18 protein-coding genes, 1 tRNA gene and 1 pseudogene are annotated in these 21307 nt (G+C 73.4%); 12 read left to right on the forward strand and 8 right to left on the reverse strand.

What is annotated here, in order from left to right:
* Window positions 1–47 precede the first annotated feature (47 nt).
* The 4 genes from tmk (at window position 48) to AMK26_RS25010 (ending at window position 6303) form a co-directional block, all read left to right on the forward strand.
* A complete protein-coding gene (gene tmk, locus AMK26_RS24995; RefSeq protein WP_073756931.1) occupies window positions 48–3230 on the forward strand; it encodes a dTMP kinase in 3183 nt (1060 codons plus the stop codon).
* A 104-nt stretch (window positions 3231–3334) separates the two neighbouring features.
* Window positions 3335–4540: a DNA polymerase III subunit delta' gene (locus AMK26_RS25000; protein ID WP_073756932.1), complete on the forward strand. Its 1206-nt coding sequence runs from the start codon at window positions 3335–3337 to the stop codon at window positions 4538–4540.
* A 53-nt stretch (window positions 4541–4593) separates the two neighbouring features.
* Window positions 4594–6132 (forward strand): alpha/beta hydrolase, encoded by a 1539-nt coding sequence (locus AMK26_RS25005; RefSeq protein ID WP_073756933.1) that lies wholly within the window; start codon window positions 4594–4596, stop codon window positions 6130–6132.
* A gap of 97 nt (window positions 6133–6229) precedes the next feature.
* Window positions 6230–6303: transfer RNA gene (locus tag AMK26_RS25010), tRNA-Thr, on the forward strand.
* 120 nt (window positions 6304–6423) lie between these two features.
* Here AMK26_RS25010 and AMK26_RS25015 read toward each other — a convergent pair.
* The 3 genes from AMK26_RS25015 to AMK26_RS25025 form a co-directional block, all read right to left on the reverse strand.
* A complete protein-coding gene (locus AMK26_RS25015; protein ID WP_073756934.1) occupies window positions 6424–6726 on the reverse strand; it encodes a hypothetical protein in 303 nt (100 codons plus the stop codon).
* Window positions 6727–6988: 262 nt separating this feature from the next.
* Window positions 6989–7627: a vitamin K epoxide reductase family protein gene (locus AMK26_RS25020; protein ID WP_079277817.1), complete on the reverse strand. Its 639-nt coding sequence runs from the start codon at window positions 7625–7627 to the stop codon at window positions 6989–6991.
* Between the two features lie 134 nt (window positions 7628–7761).
* Complete coding sequence (locus AMK26_RS25025; RefSeq protein ID WP_073756935.1) at window positions 7762–8271, reverse strand: DUF5949 family protein; 510 nt, start codon at window positions 8269–8271, stop codon at window positions 7762–7764.
* Window positions 8272–8449: 178 nt separating this feature from the next.
* On the opposite strand from AMK26_RS25025, the gene AMK26_RS25030 reads away from it, so the two are divergent.
* Both AMK26_RS25030 and AMK26_RS25035 read left to right on the forward strand, forming a co-directional pair.
* Window positions 8450–8842, forward strand: a complete 393-nt coding sequence (locus tag AMK26_RS25030; protein WP_073756936.1) for a tyrosinase family oxidase copper chaperone — start codon at window positions 8450–8452, stop codon at window positions 8840–8842.
* The gene (locus AMK26_RS25035) at window positions 8826–9692 is read left to right on the forward strand and encodes a tyrosinase family protein (RefSeq protein ID WP_073756937.1); all 867 of its coding nucleotides are present in this window, start codon (window positions 8826–8828) and stop codon (window positions 9690–9692) included. The genes AMK26_RS25030 and AMK26_RS25035 overlap by 17 nt, the downstream gene beginning before the upstream one ends.
* Window positions 9693–9756: 64 nt before the next feature.
* Here the strand turns inward: AMK26_RS25035 and AMK26_RS25040 are convergent, their stop codons facing one another.
* From AMK26_RS25040 to AMK26_RS25060, 5 genes are all read right to left on the reverse strand, one after another.
* Window positions 9757–10029, reverse strand: a complete 273-nt coding sequence (locus AMK26_RS25040) for a chaplin (RefSeq protein ID WP_073756938.1) — start codon at window positions 10027–10029, stop codon at window positions 9757–9759.
* A 191-nt stretch (window positions 10030–10220) separates the two neighbouring features.
* On the reverse strand, window positions 10221–10742 hold the full coding sequence (locus AMK26_RS25045) for a hypothetical protein (RefSeq protein ID WP_073756939.1): 522 nt from the start codon (window positions 10740–10742) through the stop codon (window positions 10221–10223).
* Between the two features lie 262 nt (window positions 10743–11004).
* A complete protein-coding gene (locus AMK26_RS25050; protein WP_073756940.1) occupies window positions 11005–11286 on the reverse strand; it encodes a hypothetical protein in 282 nt (93 codons plus the stop codon).
* 300 nt (window positions 11287–11586) lie between these two features.
* Window positions 11587–12225 (reverse strand): hypothetical protein, encoded by a 639-nt coding sequence (locus tag AMK26_RS25055; protein WP_073756941.1) that lies wholly within the window; start codon window positions 12223–12225, stop codon window positions 11587–11589.
* Window positions 12226–12502: 277 nt separating this feature from the next.
* The gene (locus AMK26_RS25060; protein WP_073756942.1) at window positions 12503–12742 is read right to left on the reverse strand and encodes a chaplin; all 240 of its coding nucleotides are present in this window, start codon (window positions 12740–12742) and stop codon (window positions 12503–12505) included.
* A 553-nt stretch (window positions 12743–13295) separates the two neighbouring features.
* Here AMK26_RS25060 and AMK26_RS35850 point away from each other — a divergent pair.
* The 6 genes and pseudogenes from AMK26_RS35850 (at window position 13296) to AMK26_RS25095 (ending at window position 21300) form a co-directional block, all read left to right on the forward strand.
* Window positions 13296–14798: a glycosyltransferase gene (locus AMK26_RS35850; RefSeq protein ID WP_241838051.1), complete on the forward strand. Its 1503-nt coding sequence runs from the start codon at window positions 13296–13298 to the stop codon at window positions 14796–14798.
* Complete coding sequence (locus AMK26_RS25075) at window positions 14795–16195, forward strand: exopolysaccharide biosynthesis polyprenyl glycosylphosphotransferase (protein WP_073756943.1); 1401 nt, start codon at window positions 14795–14797, stop codon at window positions 16193–16195. Before AMK26_RS35850 ends, AMK26_RS25075 begins: the two co-directional genes overlap by 4 nt.
* Window positions 16195–17466 (forward strand): annotated as a pseudogene (locus tag AMK26_RS25080) (O-antigen ligase family protein); the annotation flags it as partial. The gene AMK26_RS25075 and the pseudogene AMK26_RS25080, both read left to right, overlap by 1 nt.
* Window positions 17467–17854: 388 nt before the next feature.
* Entirely contained in the window at window positions 17855–19531 is a 1677-nt protein-coding gene (locus AMK26_RS25085) for a lipid II flippase MurJ (protein ID WP_073756944.1), read from the forward strand.
* Complete coding sequence (locus tag AMK26_RS25090) at window positions 19464–20192, forward strand: polysaccharide deacetylase family protein (RefSeq protein ID WP_241838052.1); 729 nt, start codon at window positions 19464–19466, stop codon at window positions 20190–20192. Before AMK26_RS25085 ends, AMK26_RS25090 begins: the two co-directional genes overlap by 68 nt.
* Before the next feature lie 10 nt (window positions 20193–20202).
* Window positions 20203–21300 carry a glycosyltransferase gene (locus AMK26_RS25095; protein WP_073756945.1) on the forward strand — a complete coding sequence of 366 codons (1098 nt, stop codon included), beginning with the start codon at window positions 20203–20205 and terminating at the stop codon, window positions 21298–21300.
* The last annotated feature ends 7 nt before the right edge of the window (window positions 21301–21307 follow it).

Genomic DNA, 21307 nt, shown 5'->3' on the forward strand with positions numbered 1-21307 from the left:
TCGGACGGGGACGACTGGGTGTCAGTCGGTCCGGATAGGCTGAGGGGATGACGCGAGCCGAGCAGCCAACGGTCTTGAGCCCCACCTCAGACTCCGACGCCGCACTTGCCGCAGACTCCCGCGAGCGCGCCGTACGGGCCCTGTTGCGCACCCCGCCGCTGAGGCGGTTGTGGAGCGCGCAGCTCGTCGGCGGGATCGGTGACGCCCTCGCCGTGCTCGTCCTGGTGCTGCTGGCCCTGCAGGCGGCGGTCGTCGAAGGAGCCTTCGGAGGCGGGTACCGAGGCGCGGCCTTCGCGGTCGCCGCGGTGTTCGGGGCGAGAGTGCTGTCCACCCTCCTCTTCGGCGCGGTCCTGCTCGGCCCGCTGACGACCCTCACCGCCCCCAAGGGCCCGCTCGACCGGCGCTGGACCATGGTCGGCGCCGACGGCGTACGGGTCGTACTGCTGGTCATCGCGCCGCTGTGGATCGACTGGACGCCCGACCACGCCCTGGCGTTCCTCCTGGGCACCGTCTTCCTGGCCGGGGTCGCCGAGCGGTTCTGGACCGTCGCCAAGGAGGGCGCCGCCCCCGCACTGCTGCCCGCCCCGCCCCCGGAGGGGGCCGCCGTGAGGCCGCTGCCGGACCACATGGACGCGCTGCGGCGACTGTCGCTGCGTACGAGCTTCGCCGCCGTACCGGGCGCCGCCGCCGCGCTCCTCGTCGCCACGCTCGTCGGCAATGTGCTCGCGACGGGCATCGACTGGTTCTCCACCCACCAGGCGGCCCTCGGTTCGTACGTCGCGGCCGGACTGTTCGCCGCGTCCGTCTCCGTCCTGTACTTCCTGGAACTGCCCGACGCCCAGACCCCGCGCCCCCGCTCCCCGCTGGAGGGCCTGCGCCGCCCGTCGACCGGGAACGGCGTCGACAAGGGGCGTACGGGAGCCATACCGCTGCTCGTGCTCGCCTGCGCCGCCGTCGCCGGAGCCGTCGCGTCCGCCACCGCCGTCGCCGTCCTGCACGCCAGGGACCTGGGCGGCGGCCCCGTCGCCTTCGCGCTCCTGGTGCTCGCGCTGATCGGGGGCACCGGCCTGGGCATCCGCCGCGCCCCCTCCGTACTGCCCGCCCTCTCCCGCCGCCGCCTGCTGGCCCTGGCGACCGCCGTCACGGGCGTCGCGCTGCTCGCCCTCGGCCTGGTGCCCGACACGGCGACCGTGCTGTTCATCGCGCTCGGCGCGGGCTTCGCGGCCGGCGTCGCCGCCAACACCGGGCACACCCTGCTCGACCAGGAGGCGGAGGAGTTCCGGCGGCCGAGGCTGACCGAGCACCTGCACGCCGTCGTACGGGTCACCATCGCGCTCGGCGCGCTCGCCGCCCCGCTGCTGGCGGCCGCGATCGGCCCGCACCGGCTCGCCGGCGGCGACTTCGTCTTCGCGCACGGCGGCGCCGCCTTCACGCTGATGCTGGCCGGCGCCCTGCTGCTGCCCGTCGCGGCGCTGGTGCTGGCCAGGACCGACGACCGTTCCGGGGTGCCGCTGCGCCGCGACCTGCGGGACGCGCTGCGCGGGGCGGACCCGGCGCAGGCCCCGTCGAAGACCGGTTTCTTCATCGCCCTGGAGGGCGGCGACGGCGCGGGCAAGTCCACGCAGGTCGAGGCGCTCGCCGAGTGGATCAGGGCCAAGGGCCACGAGGTGGTCGTCACCCGTGAGCCGGGCGCGACGCCGATCGGCAAGCGGCTGCGCTCGATCCTCCTCGACGTGTCGAGCGCCGGACTGTCCAACCGCGCGGAGGCGCTGCTGTACGCCGCCGACCGCGCCGAGCACGTCGACTCGCTGGTCCGCCCGGCCCTGGAGCGGGGCGCGATCGTCATCTCCGACCGGTACATCGACTCGTCCGTGGCCTACCAGGGTGCCGGCCGCGACCTGTCGCCGACCGAGATCGCCCGCATCTCGCGCTGGGCGACCGGCGGCCTCGTACCGCACCTCACCGTCCTGCTGGACGTCTCGCCGGAGACCGCGCGGGAGCGGTTCACCGAGGCGCCGGACCGGCTGGAGTCCGAGCCGGCGGAGTTCCACCGGCGCGTACGGAACGGATTCCTCGCCCTCGCGGCGGCCGACCCCGGGCGGTACCTGGTGGTGGACGCGGGCCAGGAGCCGGAGACGGTCACCACCGTCGTACGCCACCGCCTCGACCAGATGCTGCCGCTCTCCGAGGCCGAGGTGAAGGCCATGGAGGAGGCGCGCAAGCGGGCCGAGGAGGAGGCCCGGCGCAAGGCCGAGGAAGAGGCGGCGCGCAAGGCCGAGGAGGAGCGCCTGGAGCGTGAGCGCCAGGAACAGCTCGCCAAGCTGCGCGCCGAGGAGGAGGAGCGCAAGCGCCGCGAGGAGGAAGAGGCGCGCCAGCGCGAGGCCGAGCGGCAGGCCGAGGAGGCCAGGCGGCGGGCGGAGGAGGCGCGCCGGCTCGCCGAGGAGGAGCGGCGGCGCCGTGAGGCCGAGGAGAAGGCCCGCCGCGAGGAGCAGGAGCGGCTGCGCCAGCTCAAGGAGGAGCAGGAGCGGCTGCGGGCCGAGGCCGAGGCGCGGCGCCTGGAGAAGCAGCGCAAGGCCGAGGAGGCCCTGCTGCGCGCCGAGGAGGCACGGCGGCTCGCGGAGGCGGCGGCAGCGGCGTCGGCGGCCGCGTCCGCAACGGAGACCACGGTGCCGACGCCGGTCGTGAACCCGGACCAGGAGACCCAGGAGGTCCCGGCGCCGCGCGTCAGCATGCGCAAGGACGACGACGAGACGGCCCTCCTCCCGCCCGTGCGTGAGGAATCCCCGGCGCCCGCGGCCGACGAGACCGCCGTGCTGCCTCAGGTACGAGACGTGCGGGACGTGCGTGACGCCGGGCGGGCCGACGACGAGACGACCGTCCTGCGACCGGTACGCGACACCGGCCCTGCCGGCCCCGCCGCCCCCGCCGCCCCCTCCGACGCCGAGGAGACGGCCGTCCTGCCGCCCGTACGGGACGGGGGGCCCGCCGACCGCGTGCCGCCGGGGTTCTTCCGGGACGAGGTCCGGGATGGGGCCCGGGACGAGGAGCCCGGCCGGCCGGGCGCCGAGCGGACCCGGGAGCTGCCGCAGGTCGACGAGCAGGGCAGGCCGCGGCGCCGCTCGGACTGGGCGGAGGAGACCCCGCTGGACGACCTGCCGACGCTCGCGGACGAACTGCTCGGCCCGCACGACGAGGACGAGGACTACGGGCGCGGAGGCGGCCGCCGCTGACGGGCGACGGAGCCGCGGGCCGGCGTCCGTTGTCAGACCCCTGCCCCACAATGGAACCCACGTCGGGAAGCCGGACCGACACGCACGCAGGAAGGTGGTGACCCATGCCCGTATGGGACGACCTGGTCGGCCAGGACCGGGTGCGGGAGCAGCTGGGCGCCGCCGCCCGCGACGCCGACGCGCTGGTCACCGCCGACGCGAGCGGCACCGCACCGCCCGACGCGTCGAAGATGACGCACGCGTGGCTGTTCACCGGCCCGCCGGGCTCCGGGCGCACCACCGCCGCCCGCGCCTTCGCGGCCGCCCTCCAGTGCGTCAGCCCCGACCGGGCGCTGGGCGGCGAACCGGGCTGCGGGTTCTGCGACGGGTGCCACACCGCGCTGATCGGCACCCACGCCGACGTGTCCACGGTCGCCGCCGTGGGCACCCAGATCTTGGTCGACGACATGCGCGACACGGTCCGCAAGTCGTTCACGTCACCCGCGAACGGCCGCTGGCAGGTCATCCTCGTCGAGGACGCCGAGCGCCTCAACGAGAAGTCCGCCAACGCCGTCCTGAAGGCGGTGGAGGAGCCCGCTCCCCGCACGGTGTGGATGCTGTGCGCGCCGTCCATCGAGGACGTCCTGCCCACCATCCGCTCCCGCTGCCGCCACCTCACGCTGCGTACGCCGCCGGTCGAGGCCGTCGCGGACGTCCTGATCCGGCGCGACGGCATCGAGCCGGAGGCCGCGTACGCCGCCGCCCGCGCCACCCAGGGCCACATCGACCACGCGCGCCGCCTCGCCACCGACGAGCGCGCCCGGGCCCGCCGGGCCACGGTCCTCAAGCTGCCGCTGCGGGTGGAGGACATCGGTGGTTGCCTCAAGGCGGCGCAGGAGCTGATCGACGCGGCGGCCGAGGACGCCAAGGAGGTCGCCGAGGGCACCGACGTCAAGGAGACCGAGGAGCTGAAGGCCGCCCTGGGCGGTACCCCCGGTGGCAGGATGCCGCGCGGCACGGCGGGCGCCATGAAGGAGCTGGAGGACAAGCAGAAGCGCCGCAGGACCCGCACGCAGCGCGACAGTCTGGACCTGGCCCTCGGGGAGCTGACGAGCTTCTACCGCGACGTCCTGGCGCTCCAGCTCGGCGCGGGCACGGCCCTGGCCAATGAAGACGTGCGTGAGGCGCTGGACCGGACGGCCCGCGAGTCGACACCGGAGCGGACCCTGCGCCGGATCGAGGCGGTCCTCGCCTGCCGCGAGGCCATGGACCGCAATGTGGCGCCGTTGCTCGCGGTGGAGGCCATGACCATGGCGCTGCGCGCGGGGTAATCCGTACGGGTAGTCGCGACCACAAGCGGTGAACGTCCGGATACGCTCCGGTCATGGACTCCCGCCGCCTCCTCCGCACGTCCGCCGTCGCCCTCTCGCTCCTCGGCCTGCTCATGGCCGGTTGCACGGACGGGGGTTCGACCCCGGCCGCCTCCGCCCCGGCCTCGGCCTCGGTCGCCTCGACCGAGGAGCTCAGGGCGTACTACGGCCAACGGCTGACCTGGCGCGCATGCGGCGCCCCCGGTTTCGAGTGCGCCACCATGAAGGCCCCGCTCGACTACGCCAAGCCGCGCGGCGAGCAGATCAAGCTGGCCGTGTCCCGGTTCAAGGCCACCGGCCCCGGCAAGCGCCTCGGCTCGCTCCTGGTCAACCCGGGCGGCCCGGGTGGCTCGGCCGTCGGCTACCTCCAGGGGTACGCGGGCCTCGGCTACCCCGCCCCCGTCCGCGCCCGCTACGACATCGTCGCGGTCGACCCGCGCGGGGTGGCCCGCAGCGAGCCCGTCCGGTGCCTCGACGGCCGGCAGATGGACGCGTACACGCAGGTCGACCAGACCCCCGACGACCGTGACGAGATCGCCCGCCTCGCCGCCTCCTTCAAGAACTTCGCGGCCGGCTGCCAGAAGCTCTCCGGCCGGATCCTGCCCCACGTATCCACGGTCGAGTCGGCCCGCGACATGGACATCCTCCGCGAAGTGCTGGGCGACAGGCGGCTCACCTATGTGGGCGCCTCGTACGGCACGTTCCTCGGGGCGACGTACGCCGAACTCTTCCCCACCCGCGCCGGCCGGCTCGTCCTGGACGGGGCCATGGACCCGTCCCTGCCGACCGCCGAGCTGAACCGCGACCAGACGGCCGGCTTCGAGACGGCCTTCCGGTCCTTCGCCGCCGACTGCGTCAAGAAGACCGACTGCCCGCTGGGCACCGAGTCGCCCACCCACGCCGCCGCCCGCCTCAAGGCGTTCTTCGCCCAGCTCGACGCCGAGCCCGTCCCGACCGGCGAGAGCCGCCGACTCGGTGAGGCCCTGGCCACCACGGGCGTGATCGCCGCCATGTACGACGAGTCCGCGTGGCCGCAGCTGCGCGAGGCTCTGACCCGGGCCATGGGCGGCGAGGGGTCCGCCCTGCTGGCCCTGGCCGACAGCTACTACGAGCGCGAGGAGGACGGCACGTACTCGAACCTGATGTACGCCAACGCCGCCGTGAACTGCCTCGACCAGCCGCCCGCCTTCACCGGCCCCGACCAGGTCGCCGCCGCCGTCCCGTCGTTCGAGAAGGCCTCCCCGGTCTTCGGCGCGGGCCTGGCCTGGGCCTCCCTGAACTGCGCGTACTGGCCCACCAAGGCCACCGGCACCGCCCACCGCATCCACGCCGACGGCGCCCCGCCCATCCTCGTCGTCGGCACCACCCGCGACCCGGCGACCCCCTACAAGTGGGCCGAGTCCCTCGCCGCCCAGCTCTCCTCCGGCAGGCTCCTGACCTACGAGGGCGACGGCCACACGGCGTACGGGCGCGGCAGCGACTGCATCGACACCGCGATCAACACCTTCCTCCTCGACGGCACGGTCCCCCCGTCCGGCAAGCGCTGCCGCTGAGCCGCCGCTGAGCCGCCACCGACTCGTGTGCGAGGCACCCCCTGGACCTGTGTAGACTTGTCCCCGCTGCTGCACCCGACAGGGGATCGCACGGCATGCCGCCTTAGCTCAGTTGGCCAGAGCAACGCACTCGTAATGCGTAGGTCTCGGGTTCGAATCCCGAAGGCGGCTCAGCTGAAGCCCAGCTCAGACTCAGTCTGAGCTGGGCTTTTTCGCTCGGCGGATACGCCGACGGCGTCGGGCGGCCGACCTCGGGCGCGGGATTGACGCTGCCTGGGGTGCCGGCCCGCTCTACAGCACGTCCGCGGCGTGCAGCGCCGCGGACGCCGGGATGACAAGGGCGCAAGCGAGCCACCGGGAGAGCAGGCGGTGGCCGAGCAGCAGGCGGAAACCGGCGATGGCGACGGCCCCCCACGTCAGTGACATCAACAGGGAGGGAACGGCGTCCTGGATCCGTTCCACGGTCGTCCGCTCGCCCAGCCCCCACCCGGCGAAACTTCCCGCGACTACGGACGCGATCAGGAAGAAGGCCAGAAAGGCCAGTCCCAGCGCCCGGCGAATGATGCGTATGCCGACCGTGGGCTCGGTGTCCATGCCATCTTTCCTGTCCGGCTCAATCGGCATGCTTCTCAGCGGGTGTACTGGTGGCACAGCGCGTAATCGAAGACCGGCTTCAGGCGAGAGGTCCCGTCGGAGCGCCGGCCGTCACGGTGGAACTGGTGATTCGGCATCTTGTCATGGGTGCCGGCGGGCACCAGATGTACGCCGGCACCGGCCGGTCCAACCGCCCGTCTTCGCGGCCTCGGCCCAGGTCTCGGCCCTGGCGGGCGATCGCGAGGACAGGCAAGCCGTCACATCAGCTGGTCCAGAAGTCCCACCAGCGGGTCAGGATCAGCATCCCGATGATCCCGATGTGCAGCACGGGCAGCACCCAGGTGAACTCACCGAAGAAGCCGCGCACCGCGACCGGGGCGGGCAGCAGGCGCTTGCGTACGGTGTGCGAGGTCACGTACCAGAACATGACGATCGTCGCGACCCACGCCGAACAGCACCACAGGCACAGCGAGTTGATCGTGTAGAGCGACTGGTGCATCAGCCAGGTGCAGAATCCGACCCCGAACAGCGTCCCGGCGTTCAGCCCGAGCCAGTACCAGCGCCGCAGCCGCGCCCCCGACAGCAGCGCCGCGCCGATCGCGATCACCATGCCGTACGTCACCAGCCCCAGCATCGGGTTGGGGAACCCGAACACCGACGCCTGCTCGCTCTTCATGATGTTGCCGCAGGAGACGACCGGGTTCAGGCTGCAGCCCGGAGTGAAGTTCGGGTCCTCCAGCAGCCTGAACTTGTCGAGCGTGATCACCCATGCCGCCAGCAGCCCCACCGCACCGGTGGCCACCAGCATCCACGCGAACGCCCGGCCCGCGCCGACCGTCGTGTCCCGCTCCTCGGCAACCTCGTCCCGGGCGAGGGGCGCCTCGCCCTCCACGCGCGTCATCGTCATGGCGGCGACGCTACACGCCGAATCCTTTCGTCGCAGTTTTCCCCGTTTTCTTCCACCGAAACGAGGGAAGGGTCCCGGCGGTAGGGGTCAACACACCATCCGCCGGGGCCCCTTCGAGCTGACAGTCGTCAGGTACGCACCCTGCGCACGGGCAGCAGGCAGTGGGCGCTCTTCGCCACCAGGTCGTCGTCGCCGAGGAACGCCAGCAACTCCTCCTCGCTGACCGACTTTCCCTGCACGGCTTCCGGCCACGGAAGCAGCGCGCAGATCAGGTAGGCCGTGCCGCTCTCGTGGGCGGCCTTCTCCCACTCCGGCTGCACCGGGCACTGCACCTTCATGAAGGGCAGATTGAGGACGGCCTGTTCGGCCTCCACCAGCAGCGTGATCGGGATCCGGGTCTCGCGGGACAGGTCCGTCACCTTGTCACCGATCGACAGGCCGGTCTCCTCCAGCTTGGAACGCAGCGCGTCCGCCCCGGCCTCGGGACCGTCACGGCCGTCCCCGAGGGAGTACACCATCAGGAACGGCGTAACGGGTGAGTCGGCGTCGGACTCGGGCTTGCTGGCCCAGGCGATCACGGCGAGGGTGCCCAGAAGGGATTCCTGCCGGCCCGGCGTCACGGCGGTGGAAGAAGTCATGCTGCCGGATGGTAGTGGTGCCTTCCGGCGCGTCCGGGTGCGTTTCCACCCGTTCGGCCGATACGCGGGCCTCTGATTCACCTGGCCGGGTAAGGGATGCGGTGACGTCCTTGCGGAACGGTTCGCGAGCGGGGTCGTTGTGCCCGGTGGGAGCCATGACGAGCAGGGAGCCCGATCGATGATCGCCAGACCGCCGCTGCCCCGCCTCCTGCCGCGCCGCCGCGCCGTTCTGCGGGCGCTGTTCACGCTGACCGTCACCGCGTTCACCGGCGGGTCGCTCGCCCATGTCGCCACCACGCCAAGCGCCGGGGCGGCGCGGCGATCCACGGGGGAGTCCGACGAGATGTACCGGGGCCGGCACATCCAGGTACGCCCGGTGGCCGGGAGCCGGTTCGACGTACGGGTCGACGGCCGGCCCCTGCATCTGATGCGGTGCGCCGACGGCGGCTACCTCACCCTCGTCGACCACTACCAGTCGTACCCCACACCCCTCGCGGCCGCCCGCGCCGCCGTGGACGAGCTGGGCTCCGCCCAACTGGCCCCAGGAGCACACCATGGCGTACGTACGTAAGAACCAGCGCGACCTGACGGGCGCCGAGCGGAAGAAGTTCGTCAGCGCCGTGCTGGCCCTGAAGCGGAGCGGCCGGTACGACGACTTCGTCCGTACGCACATCAGGTACTACACCGCGGACGGCGACGACGATCTGCGGGTCGCGCACATGGCGCCGTCCTTCCTGCCCTGGCACCGGCAGTACCTGCTGGAGTTCGAGCGGGCCCTCAGGAGCGTCGACCCGACGGTGACCGTGCCCTACTGGGACTGGACCCGCGACAACACCCCCGCCGCGTCCCTGTGGGGCGAGGACTTCATGGGCGGCAACGGCCGGCGCGGCGACCGCCAGGTGATGACGGGGCCCTTCGCGTACGCCAAGGGGAACTGGCCCATCACGGTCGGAGTGACCGAGAGCCCCTTCCTGACCCGTAACTTCGGCAACCCGGCCAACCCCATCGACCTGCCCACCCGGCAGGAGCTCGCACGCGCGACCGCCGAGACGGTCTACGACTCCGCCCCGTGGGACTCCACCAGCCGCACCGGCTTCCGCAACGCGCTGGAGGGCTGGACCCGGGAGAGCGGGAACGGCCGCTGGCGCAACCACAACCGCGTCCACCGGTGGGTCGGCGGGCTGATGCTCGGCGGCGCGTCCGTCAACGACCCGGTCTTCTGGCTCCACCACTCCTTCATCGACCTGATCTGGTCGCGCTGGCAGAGCAAGAACCCCCGGGCCGGCTATCTGCCCGCCACCCCGCCCCCGCCGGGCTCCGCCCAGCACCGGCGGGTCGTCGCCCTCGACGAGCGGATGCCGCCGTTCGAGGTCACCCCCGCCGACGTGGCCGACCACCACCGCGTCTACCGCTACGCGTGACGGCCGCCCGGACGCGGAACGGCCCCCCGGCCGGTGGGCCGGGGGGCCGTACGCGCGGTCGGGTTCAGCCGCCGTAGCCGCCCTTGTGGTCCTTGTGCTGGACGTTCGCGCACTGGTTGCCGAACGCCGGGTTGAGCAGGCCGATGATGTCGATGGTGTTGCCGCACAGGTTGATCGGGATGTCGATCGGGACCTGGACCGCGTTGCCGGAGATGACACCGGGGGACTCGACAACTGCGGCGTCGGCGTCGGCGCCGGCCACGGCCATGCCGGATCCGCTCAGGACGACAGCGCCCGTGCCGACGATGACGGCGGCAGCCTTCGCGATGCGAGACATCAAAATCTCCTTGTACGTGGAAATCCGACCGCGGACCTGCGGTCGTCACTCCCCTACAACGCTGCTTTTCAGGCCGGGTAACGGCCGCGCCACTCCAACAGCCGGTCGTGGCGCAGGGTTCGCCCTTTTGGCCGTGTGAAGGGAGTGCGGGAAAGGGGAGTGCGGGAAAGGGAGTGGGGCGGGGGCGCGGGTCAGTTCTCCTGCTGCGCCAGGCCGAGCGTCGAGTCCAGGGCTCCGGTCACCGTCGGCGCGAGGAAGCCGGCCTCCGGCAGCTTGAGGCCCGGCAGGCCGAGTGACTCGGCGTGCGGCAGGGTGATGGGGAGGCCGAGGATCGCGCCCGGCGTGGTGGCATGGATGGCCGAGGCGGGGGCCGAGATCAGTGCCCGGCCGGTCGGCTCGCCCTCCACGACGTTCGGCAGCGGTGCGCTGACCAGCGTTTCCGGGACGCCCGTCGCTACGGGAAGTTGCGGCAGGAGCACGGGCTGGGCCTGGCCCTTCCCGTGCGCGGTGAGCCCCATGGGCGCTCCCGTCAGGGGGATGGGGACACCGGTACGCAGCGTCGGCGTCTCCGGGAGTACGGTTCCGAGACCGTGCAGGGGCACGTCCACCGGTGCGACGGGTACGGTGGCGGCCGCCGCCGCGGGCGACGCCATCGCCGCCGATGCGAGGCAGGTGACGACAAACCCCATGCTGGCCTGAGATTTCAGGTTCATTGCTGCGTACGCCTTCCCGGGCTTATGAGTACGGTGCTGCCTCAAAGAACGAGCACGCGCCGAGAAGTGCGTCAGAATTCGCCTGATTGCAGCAATGCGGCCCGCCGGGTGACGGCGGGCCGGCGCCCGGGCATGCCGAAAGGCCGACGGGAAACTTCCTTGTTTCCCGTCGGCCCCGGCAGCGTCACGTACGACGTCATACTCTCCCAGCGCACTGCTGGGAGTATTGCTGAGCGTATTGCAGGCGTATTCGCCGGGCGTATTACTTGCCCAGCGCGGGCAGCCCGCCCAGGAGCGGCTGCGCGGTGTCCTTCGCGGGCTCCAGCCCACCGGCGGCGTCCTGCACCTTGTCGACGGCCTTGCCGTTGGTCACCTTGCCCACCGCGTCGGTGGGAACTGCCTCGGTCAGACCGCGCTTGCCCAGGGCTTCGACTCCTCCGTTGAGGCTGGAGGGGGTGAGGCTGTCGACGGCGAAGGCGGGCGCGGCCGCGCCCAGAGCCATCACGGAACCGGCGACGACCGCAGCAACCTTGGTGGGCTTCATTGGGGTGAGTCCTTCCTGGAATGGCGTCTGTTCGCTGCAACTCACGCACATCACAGGCCACTTGAGATCACCTGTGCAGCGCTCTGTCTTCTGTAACGAGCCCTCCGCGTGGGGGAAACTCCGCGAGCCGTGAATTCTCGGCACTGCACCCGAATGATACGAATCGATCCTATTCTCAGATCAACGTGCGAGGGCGAGGACGAGGGAAGGCCGACGGCCGTGTCGGCTCAGCCGGGGGGATGCGGGAGCGGGCTGAGGCGGCACGGCCGTCCGGGGGCCGGGGAGACCGGGGGCGGGGGCCTAGAGGCCGGTGGCTGGGAGCGTGGTGGCCGGGAGGGTGACGGCCGGGAGGGGGTTCATGCCCGTCGTCGGCGTACCGGTCATCTTGGCGACGTCGCGCATGATCGTGTCGACCAGGTTCTTGGTGGCTGCCTGGATCTGGGACGCCGACGTGGCCCCTTGGCCGTTCACCGCGGCGGCGACCATGTCGTCGATCGCCTTGTCCATCGTGGCGAGGGCCTTGTCCAGGTCCCCGTCCATGGTGGTGTCCGAGGTGGTGTCCGTATCCACGATGTCCATGGAGATGTCGTCGGCCGTCATACCGGTGCCGGTGCCGGTGCCAGTGCCGGTGGCGGCGGTGTTCTTTTCCTCCACCGCCTTCTTCAGGGCCTCGATGGCGGCCGTGAGGTCCTTCATCTGCTGGCTCATGTCGGTGGCGGGGAGCGTCTGGGCGCTGCTCGTGCCCGAGAGGGTGCCGAGAACGGAGTCGAGCACGCTGCCGATCGAGCCGAGGATGTCACTGATGTCCTCGGGCGCCTTGGCCTGCTGCTCCTTGGCGGGCTGGTGGGTGGAGTGGGCGATGGCGGGTCCCGCCGTACCGAGCGTGAGCGCGGCACAGAGCGCGGTGACCGCCACACGGCGGGGTGTCAGGAGACGCATGCCTTGTCCTTCCAGTGATGCGTCGAGAACGTGACATCACCGTGAGTCCGCTTATTGCGGCCCGCAAACGCATGCGTGTCGACGTGTGAATAGGCCCGACGGGTGAATCGGGCCGCCTGACCTGCCGGGAGAAGAGACCGGCGCTCCGTCTCCGGGCGGCGGGGGCGCGCCGCCGATAGGGTGGCCTGCCCTTGTGTGGACACATGAAAAGATGCGCCACCCCCATGGGGGTGGCGCATCTTTTCGCGCGCGCCGGCTGTGCGCGCGGCGTGCTGTCTCAGTCGTTGATGCAGACGTTCCCGAAGGTGGGGTTGAGCGCGCCGATGATGTCGATGGTGTTGCCGCACAGGTTGATCGGGATGTGGATCGGCACCTGGATCACGTTGCCGGTGATGACACCGGGGGACTTCACTGCCGCGGCCTCCGCGTCGGCGTCGGCGTGCGCGACGCCGGTCGCACCGGCGACGGAGGCGGCGACGGCGGAGGTCAGGACGGCTGCCTTCGCGATACGGGACATGGTGACGAACTCCTAGGTTGGTGAGGCAAAGCGGCCGACGTGGCCGGCTACACCAACAACGCCCGAGCATTTCGCCGGTTGCGCGACCGAATGGGTGACACATTCGCCGGGGCGTTCGCGGGCGACACGCCACACCATGAACGAGACGTGAAAATAAGAAAGTTGCTCCGGTCGTGACTCAAATGCCACTGATTGTGTTTGTTGAGTTGTAACGTTTGTCCCGCTGCTTCCGCTCTCTTCCAGCGGGAATCATCTGTGCGCGGTCCTCACTCGTCAAAGCGGAGAACCAGTATGGGGAATTCGAAGGTTCTTACGGTGCGGCGCGGTCCAGCTCAGCGCTGTTACGTCGCGCCGAACTCCGACACCACGCATTTCCCGACGACGAGCCGGACCGGTCGGCATCCCGCGCGCCGCTGACGTTCGCCGCGCGCCGCAAAGCGCCGACCCCTCCCTGCCACCCGCTTCGTAGAAGGTTTCGTAGAAAGGGTCACGCGTGCGTCCCCCACTCACCGCATTGCATGTTGTCCAGCCGGGTGACGGCGGGGTGGCCCGGGTGGTCACCGACGTGGTCGGCGCACAGGTGGACCTGGGAATGCGGGTGGCCGTCGCCTGCCCGCCCGGTACGCCGCTGGCGGTGGCGGCCGGCGCGCGGGGCGCCGAGGTGCACCCGTGGCGGGCGGGCCGCGAGCCGGGTCCACGGCTGGTGGTCGAGAGCCGAAGGATCGCCGAGCTCGTCGAGCTCGTACGCCCCGACCTGGTGCACGCGCACAGTGCGAAGGCCGGGCTGGCCGCCCGGATCGCCGTACGGGGCCGCGTGCCCACCGTCTACCAGCCGCACGCCTGGTCGTTCGAGGCGGTCGACGGGGTCACCGGCGCGCTCGCCAGGCGGTGGGAACGCTGGGCCGCCCGCTGGACCGACCGGGTCATCTGCGTCAGCGAGGCGGAACGGCGGCGCGGTGAGTACGCGGGCGTACGGGCGTCCTGGTCCGTCGTCCACAACGGCGTCGACACCGCCCGGTTCACCACCGGACCGGACCGGGCGGCCGCCCGTGCCGCGCTCGGGCTGCCCGCCTCGGCACCGCTCGTGGTGTGCGTGGGGCGTCTGTGCCGCCAGAAGGGCCAGGACACGCTCCTGGCGGCATGGCCCGCCGTTCTCGCCCGCGTGCCCCACGCCCGGCTCGTCCTCGTCGGCGACGGCCCCGCCGCGGACTCGCTCCGCGCGGCCGCCGGGCGAATCGCCGCCGGAGGGAACGGTGCGTGGGTCGGCTTCGGGCGGGCTGCTGCCGGGCGGGAGGCTGCTGGGCGGGCCGGCGCCTGGCGGGACTCCGGTCCGGTGGGTGCCGGGCGGGCCGCAAGTCCGGCTGGTGCCTCCGGGGCGGCTGGTGGGTGGGCCGCGGGTCCGGTTGGTGTCGGGCGGGATTCGGGGTGGGTTGGTGCCCCTGGGGTGGCTGGTGGGTGGGGTGACGGGAGGGTCGGTGGATGGGTCGGTGAGCCGGGCGGCCGGAGGGGTGGTGGCGGGCTTGACGGGCCGGACGGCAGGTTGGGCGACGAGTCGCGCGACGGTGCCGTCCGCGGGCGGCACCTCGCGCGGGGCGGCGGCCGACGTGACGGGCCGGGCGCTGGGCGGGGCGACGAGGCCCTCGATGGAGGCCCGTCCGTGACGTTCGTGGGGGCCGTCGCAGATCCGGCGCCCTGGTATCGGGCCGCCGACCTCGTCGTACAGCCGTCCCGGTGGGAAGGGATGGCGCTCGCGCCGCTGGAGGCCATGGCGGGCGGGCGCCCCGTTCTCCTCACCGACGTGGACGGTGCCCGCGAGAGCCTGCCGCCGGGCCACGAGGCGCACTGCCTGGTCCGCCCCGACGACCCGGCCGCCCTCGGCGCCGCCCTCGCGGGGCTGCTCCAGCGGCCGACCCTGCGGGAGGCCCTGGGCCGCCAGGCCCAGCGGCACGTACTCCGTCGCTTCGACGTGCGGCGCGCGGGCGTGGCCATCGCGGACGTGTACCGCGAGGTGACCGCCGCGCCACGCCACGAGCTCAGGGAGCCGATCTCCCAGTGACCACGGAAAGCACCAGCCCGGCCACCACTGTCGTCCAGCCGCGCGGGCGGGCCGACCGGGTGGCCCTGCCGCCGCACCGCCCGGTGCCCGCGCCGCCCTTCGTCTCCTCCCTCGTCGCCGCCGACTGCGCCGCCGTCCTGCTCGCCGCGCTCACGCTCGACCACGAACAGCGCAGCGCCGCCCTGCTGATGCAGCTCACCGCGTGCCTCGCCGCGCTCAACGCGTACGCCGACCTCTACCGCCCCGGCGCCATCGCCTCCGTACTCGACGAGCTGCCCGCCCTCGCGGGGCGCGCGGCCATCGCCTGGTGCGCCGCGGCCGCGCTGCTCGCCGCGCAGTCCCCGCAGCACGCCATGGGCCCGGCCGCGCTGGCGGTCGCGTACGCCGTCCACCTCGCCTCCGTGTGCGGGTGCCGCGCCGTCCTGCACCACCGGCGCCGGGCCGCCGCCCGCGCGCAGCCCGGCTCCGCGCTCGTCATCGGCCCCGAGCCCGCCGCGCAACGGCTGGCCGGCACGCTCGCCAGACATCCGGAGTACGGCATCCGGCCGGTCGGCATCGTCGCCACTCACCGGCCACCCGCCCCGGCCGAATCGTCACTTCCGGTGCTGACCAGCCCCGAGGAGATCCACCGGGCCGTCATCCAGAACAGCGTGCGCGATGCGGTGTTCGTCGGCGCCGAACAGCCGGAACTCGCCGCTCTGCTGCGTCACTACGGCTGCGCCGGCCAGCTCGTGGGTGACACCGGCGGCGCCCGAACGCCCATGAGCGAGCACCTGTGGGGCCACGCGTGCCGGCGCCTGGACCCGCCGCCCGCGCACCGGGGGCGGCTGCCGAAAAGGGTCCTCGACTTCACGGTCGCCGGGCTCATGCTCGCCGCCCTCTCCCCCCTCCTGCTGCTGTGCGCGGCCGCGATCCGGCTGTCGGACGGCCCCGGGGTGATCTTCCGCCAGGAGCGCGTCGGCCAGAACGGCCGGCTGTTCACGCTGCTGAAGTTCCGTACGCTGCGCCCCGCCGACGCCGAGGAGGCCGCGACCCGCTGGAGCGTCGCCCACGACGAGCGGATGAGCGTCGTCGGAACGTTCCTGCGCCGTACGTCGCTCGACGAGCTGCCGCAGCTGTGGAACGTGCTGCGCGGCGACATGAGCCTCGTCGGCCCGCGCCCTGAACGCCCGTACTTCGTCGCCAAGTTCAGCAGCCTGCACCCCGGTTACGCGGCGCGGCACCGGATGCCCGTCGGACTGACCGGGCTCGCCCAGGTGCACGGGCTGCGCGGCGACACCTCCATCGAGGACCGGTGCCGCTTCGACAACCACTACATCGACCACTGGTCGCTCTGGCAGGACATCTGCATCCTGCTGCGTACGGCGGCGTCGCTGATCCGCCCGGCGGGCAGCTGATGCGGTTTCACCTGGTTCCCCTGGCTCGCCTGCTTCCGCCGGCTCACCTGCTTCCGCTGCTCGCGGTCGTCGCGCTGCTCGCCGTCCCGCCACCGCACGGCGCCTCGGGCACCGGCACGGTGGCGGACGCGGCGTCCGCCGTGCTCGTCGTCTTCTGCGCCGTACGGGTGGTACGGGACCGGGCGCGGCCGCTGTCGCGGACGGCGGCCGTCGTGCTGGGCCTGCCCGTGCTCGGCATCTGTGCCGCGGCCGTCGCGTCCCACGACCCGGCGGCGAGCCTCCCGGGCGTCGCCCGGTACCTCCAGGTCTTCGTCCTCGTACCGGCGGCCGTGGTGCTGCTGGTACGGGACCGGCGGGACTTCGCCGTGGTCGCCTGGGCGATGATCGGCCTCGCCCTGGTGCAGGGGACGGTCGGGGTCGTGCAGTACGTGACCGGGACGGGCGCGTCGTACCAAGGGGAGGACGTCCGGGCGGTGGGGACGTTCGGGGCGACGGACGTGATGGGGATGGCGACGGTCGTGGCGTACGGGATCGTCGCGGCGGCCGGGATCGTGCTCGGTTCGCCGGGGCGCCGGCCCAGGACGTGGGCCCTGGTCTGTGGCGGGCTGCTGCTGGTGCCGCTGGTGGTGTCGTTCAGCCGGGGCGCCTGGATCGCGACGGTGCTGGCATGCGCGCTGCTGCTGGCGCTGTGCGGGGTGCGGCGAGCCGTGCGGGTGGGGCTGGCGGCGGGCGCGCTGGGCGTGGTGCTGGTGGCGGGGCTGGGCATCGGCTCGCAGCTCGTCCAGGAGCGGGCCGCGAGCATCACGCAGGTCGCCGCCGCTCCCGACCGGTCGGTCACCGACCGGTACACCATGTGGGCCGCGGCGGCCGGGATGTGGCGCGCCGAACCCCTCACGGGCGTCGGGCTCAAGGGCTTCCCCCACTACCGGGACAGCCATGCCTCGCTCGCCCTGTCGTCGGGCAGCGACACGGCCGGTGCGGGCCAGGGCTTCCAGCGGCAGCCCTTGCTGTCGCCGCACAACATGTACCTGCTGGTGCTCGGCGAGCAGGGCCTCCTGGGCCTCCTGACGGTCGCGGGCAGCTGGCTCGCCCTGCTGGTGTGCGCCCTGCGGCGACTGGTGGACAGCCGCTGGGACGGCCTGGACTGCGGGCTGGTGGCGGTGGGCCTGCTGGTGTGGCAGCTCGTCGACTTCGTGTACGCGGACATCGGCGGCCCGGCCACCGTCCTGACGGCCCTGGCACTGGGCCTCGCCGCCTGGTGGGCCCTGGCGCCGCCCGAACCGGCGGTGTCCTCGCCCCCCTTCGGCTTCCGGGGCGGCCCGCCCCCGGCCCCGTGCCCCGTCCCACGCGGCGCGACGCGCCCCGAGTCCGCCCCCGGCACGGGGACCGGGCCGGTCGGCGCCCCTGCCACGGCGACCGCGCGCGCCGGTGACGGCAGCCCAAGCGCGGGTACGGGCGCGGGGGCTGTCCCGCCCGGCCGGGACACCGCCCGCAGGGCCACCGTTCGGGGCGGCGCCCCAAAGCAAGGCGTCCAGGCACCCGCCCCCACCGCCACCACCCCCGGCCCCGTCCCGCGCGCCACCGCCCCCACTCCCGGTCCCGCCCCCACTCCCGCCCCCGTTCCGCGCGCCGGCGCCCTCCGCGGCACGGGAGGCCCGCATGGCTGACGCCCCGCACAGCGCCGTCGTGGCCGCGCGGCCCGTGCCGGGGGGCAGGCGGCCGGCATGGGAGCCGTCCGACCGGGGCATCGCGCGGGCGGCCGCGCTCACGGCGGCCCTGACGGGACTGGGCGCCCTGCTCGGGCTGGTCCGGGACCAGTTGCTCGCCCGGACGTTCGGCGCGGGGACCGGCACGGATGCCTTCCTCGTGGCCTGGACCGTGCCGGAATTCGCGGCCACGCTGCTGATCGAGGACGGCATGGCCCTCGTCCTCGTACCCGCGTTCGCCGCCGCGCTCGCCCGCCGGACGGGCGGCGACGAAGACCCCGTACGCGCCCTCGTCAAGGCCACCCTCCCGAAGACGGCCCTCGGCATGGGCGTGGCCGCCGGGCTGCTCGCGTTCGCCGCGCCGTGGCTCGTCGCGCTGCTCGCGCCCGGGCTGCCGGAGCGGCAACTGGCTGTCGACTGCACCCGGTTGACGGCGACCTGCCTGCTCTCCTTCGCGCTCGCCGGGTACTGCAGCGCCGCGCTCCGCGCCCATGGCCGTTTCCTCGCACCTGCCGCGGTCTACGTGGCGTACAACAGCGGCATCATCGCCGCGGTCGTCCTCCTCGGCCCCGGCGAGTGGGGCGTGCGCGCGGCGGCGGCCGGGGTCGCGTCGGGCGGGGTGCTGATGGTGCTGGTGCAGGCGCCGGTCCTGTGGCGGCAGCTGCGTACACCGGTCACGGTGGCCCCGAAAAGAGAGGGGACGGCACCCCGCATCGTCCTGGCGGCGCTCGCGCCGGTGATCGTGTTCGCGGTGAGCCGTCAGTCGCAGGTCCTGGTCGAGCGGTTCCTCGCCGCGCCGCTGCCTGCCGGGGCAATCTCGCACCTGAACTACGCGCAGAAGGTCGCCCAACTGCCGATGGTCCTGTCGCTGATGCTGTGCACGGTCAGCTTCCCGGTCGTCGCGCGGGCGCTCGCCGCGGGCGACAAGGACACCGCGCGGCGGCGGGCCGAGCGGGATCTGCTGCTCGCGGGCGTGATCGTCCTGGTCGGCGCCGCGACCGTCGTGGCGGCCGCGCCGCAGATCGTGCACGTGCTGTTCCAGCGCGGCGCGTTCGACGGCGCGGACACCGCCGCCACGGCCGCCGTCATGCGGGTGTACGCCCTCGGGCTGCTCGGCCAGACGCTCGTCGGTGCCCTCGTACGCTGCTACTTCTCCGCCTCCCGCCCCCTGTGGTACCCGGCCGCCGCCATGCTCGGCGGCATCGCCGTGACCGCCGCCGGCGGCCGGGCGTGGGCCGGCCCGTGGGGCACCCCCGGCATCGCCGCCGCGAACGCGCTCGGCATCACCCTCACCGCCGCCCTCCTCCTGCTCGGCGTACGCAGGCAGAGCGTCCCCCTCGACGCCCGGCGCCTCGCCCTCGGGCTGGCCCGGCTCACCGCGGCCGCGGCCGTCGCCACCGCCGCCGGGTGGTGGTGCGCGGCCGGTCCGCCGCCGCTCGCCGTGGCGCTCGCGCTGGTCTCGGTCACGGCGACGTTCACCGCCACCGCTTGCGCCCTGCGCGCCCCGGTCGTCCCCTCCCTCATCTCCCTCATCCGTTCCGCCGTGCTGCGAAGGCCCGCTCATGAACCAGCCGAGAATTCCGCTCTGGGTGGCGATGTACCACTCGATCGACGACACCACGGACGATGACCCGTACCACGTGACCGTCTCGCCCGCCCGCCTCGACAAGCAACTGCGCTGGCTGCGCGACCACGGCCTGCGCGGGGTCGGCGTACGGCAGCTGCTGCTGTACGCGGCACGCCACGGCGACACCCGGGGTCTGGTCGGCCTGACCTTCGACGACGGGTATGCCGACTTCCTCGACAACGCCGTCCCGATCCTGCGCCGCCACGAGTGCACGGCCACCGTCTTCGTCCTCCCCGGCCGGCTCGGCGGCGACAACACCTGGGACGCACTCGGCCCGCGCAAGCCGCTGCTCACCGAGGACGGCGTCCGCCGTTGCGCCGCCGCCGGCATGGAGGTCGCCTCGCACGGCCTCGCGCACGTCTCGCTGCCCGCCGCCCCCGAGCACGTCCTGCGCGAGGAGACCGCGCGCAGCCGCGAGGTGCTTCGTACGCTCACGGGAACCGCCCCGGACGGCTTCTGCTACCCGTACGGCCACGTCAACGGCCGCGCCATCCGCGCCGTGCGGGAGGCCGGGTACACGTACGCCGCCGCGATCGACCCGGGCGCCATGAGCAGCCTGTACGCCCTGCCCAGGGTGCACATCGGGCAGCGGGACACCGCCTGGCGGCTGCACGCCAAGCGCCGGCTGCACGGGGTGCGGCGCGCCCCGGTACCGGTGTCATGAGGGCCCTGTCATGAAGGTCTGCCACATCATCACCGGCCTCGGCATCGGTGGCGCCGAGCAGCAACTGCGCCTGCTGCTGCCGCACATGGCCCGCGTCCGCAGCAGCGTCGTCACACTCACCAACCCCGGCCCGGTCGCCGACGCGCTGCGCGCCGGCGGCGTACCGGTCGCGCACCTGGGCATGCGCGGCAACCGCGACCTGTCCGCGCTGCCCCGCCTGACCCGGCTGCTCCGGGACGGCGCCTTCGACGTCGTCCACACGCACCTGTACCGGGCGTGCGTGTACGGGCGGCTCGCCGCCCGCCTCGCGGGCGTACGGACCGTCGTCGCGACCGAGCACTCGCTGGGTGCCGCCCAGATCGAGGGCCGGCCCCTGAGCAGCGGCGCGCGCGCCCTGTACCTGGCGAGCGAGCGGCTCGGTACGTCGACGGTCGCCGTCTCGGACACGGTGGCGCGGCGCCTCGCCGGGTGGGGCGTGCGCCCGGCGCGCATCCGGGTCGTACCGAACGGCATCGACGTGCGCCGCTTCGCCTTCGACCCGGCCGCGCGGCGGGCGGCGCGCCGGCGGCTGGGGCTGGCGCCCGGGGCGTACGTCGTCGGCGGGGTGGGGCGGCTGGCGGCGGGCAAGCGGTTCGACACGCTGATCCGGGCGGTGGCCGCGCTCCCCGAGGACACCCGGCTGCTGCTGGTCGGGGATGGCGAGCAGCGGCAGCCGCTGGAGCGGGTCGCCCGGGAGTGCGGGGCGGCGGACCGGGTGGTGTGGGCGGGCGCGGTCGACCGTGGCCTGCCGGAGCTGCTGTCGGCGATGGACGTGTTCGTGTCCACGTCCGCCGAGGAGGCGTTCGGGCTCGCGATCGTCGAGGCACTGGCCGCCGGGCTGCCCGTGCGGTACGTGGCGTGCCCCGCGCTCGACGACCTGCCGCCCGAGGAGGCGCCCGGGGCGCTCCGGATCGGCGGGACGGTGCCGGACGTGGTGGCCGCGCTGCGGTCGGTCACCCGCGACCGGCTGCCGGTCCCCGCCGCCGTACACCGCTACGACATCGCGCGCAGCGCGCAGCAGTTGATGTCCCTCTACGACGAGCTTTCGACGAGCTCCACGAAGAAGTGAGTTGTCG

The organism is Streptomyces sp. CB03234 (genome assembly GCF_001905885.1).
Taxonomy (GTDB): Bacteria; Actinomycetota; Actinomycetes; order Streptomycetales; family Streptomycetaceae; genus Streptomyces.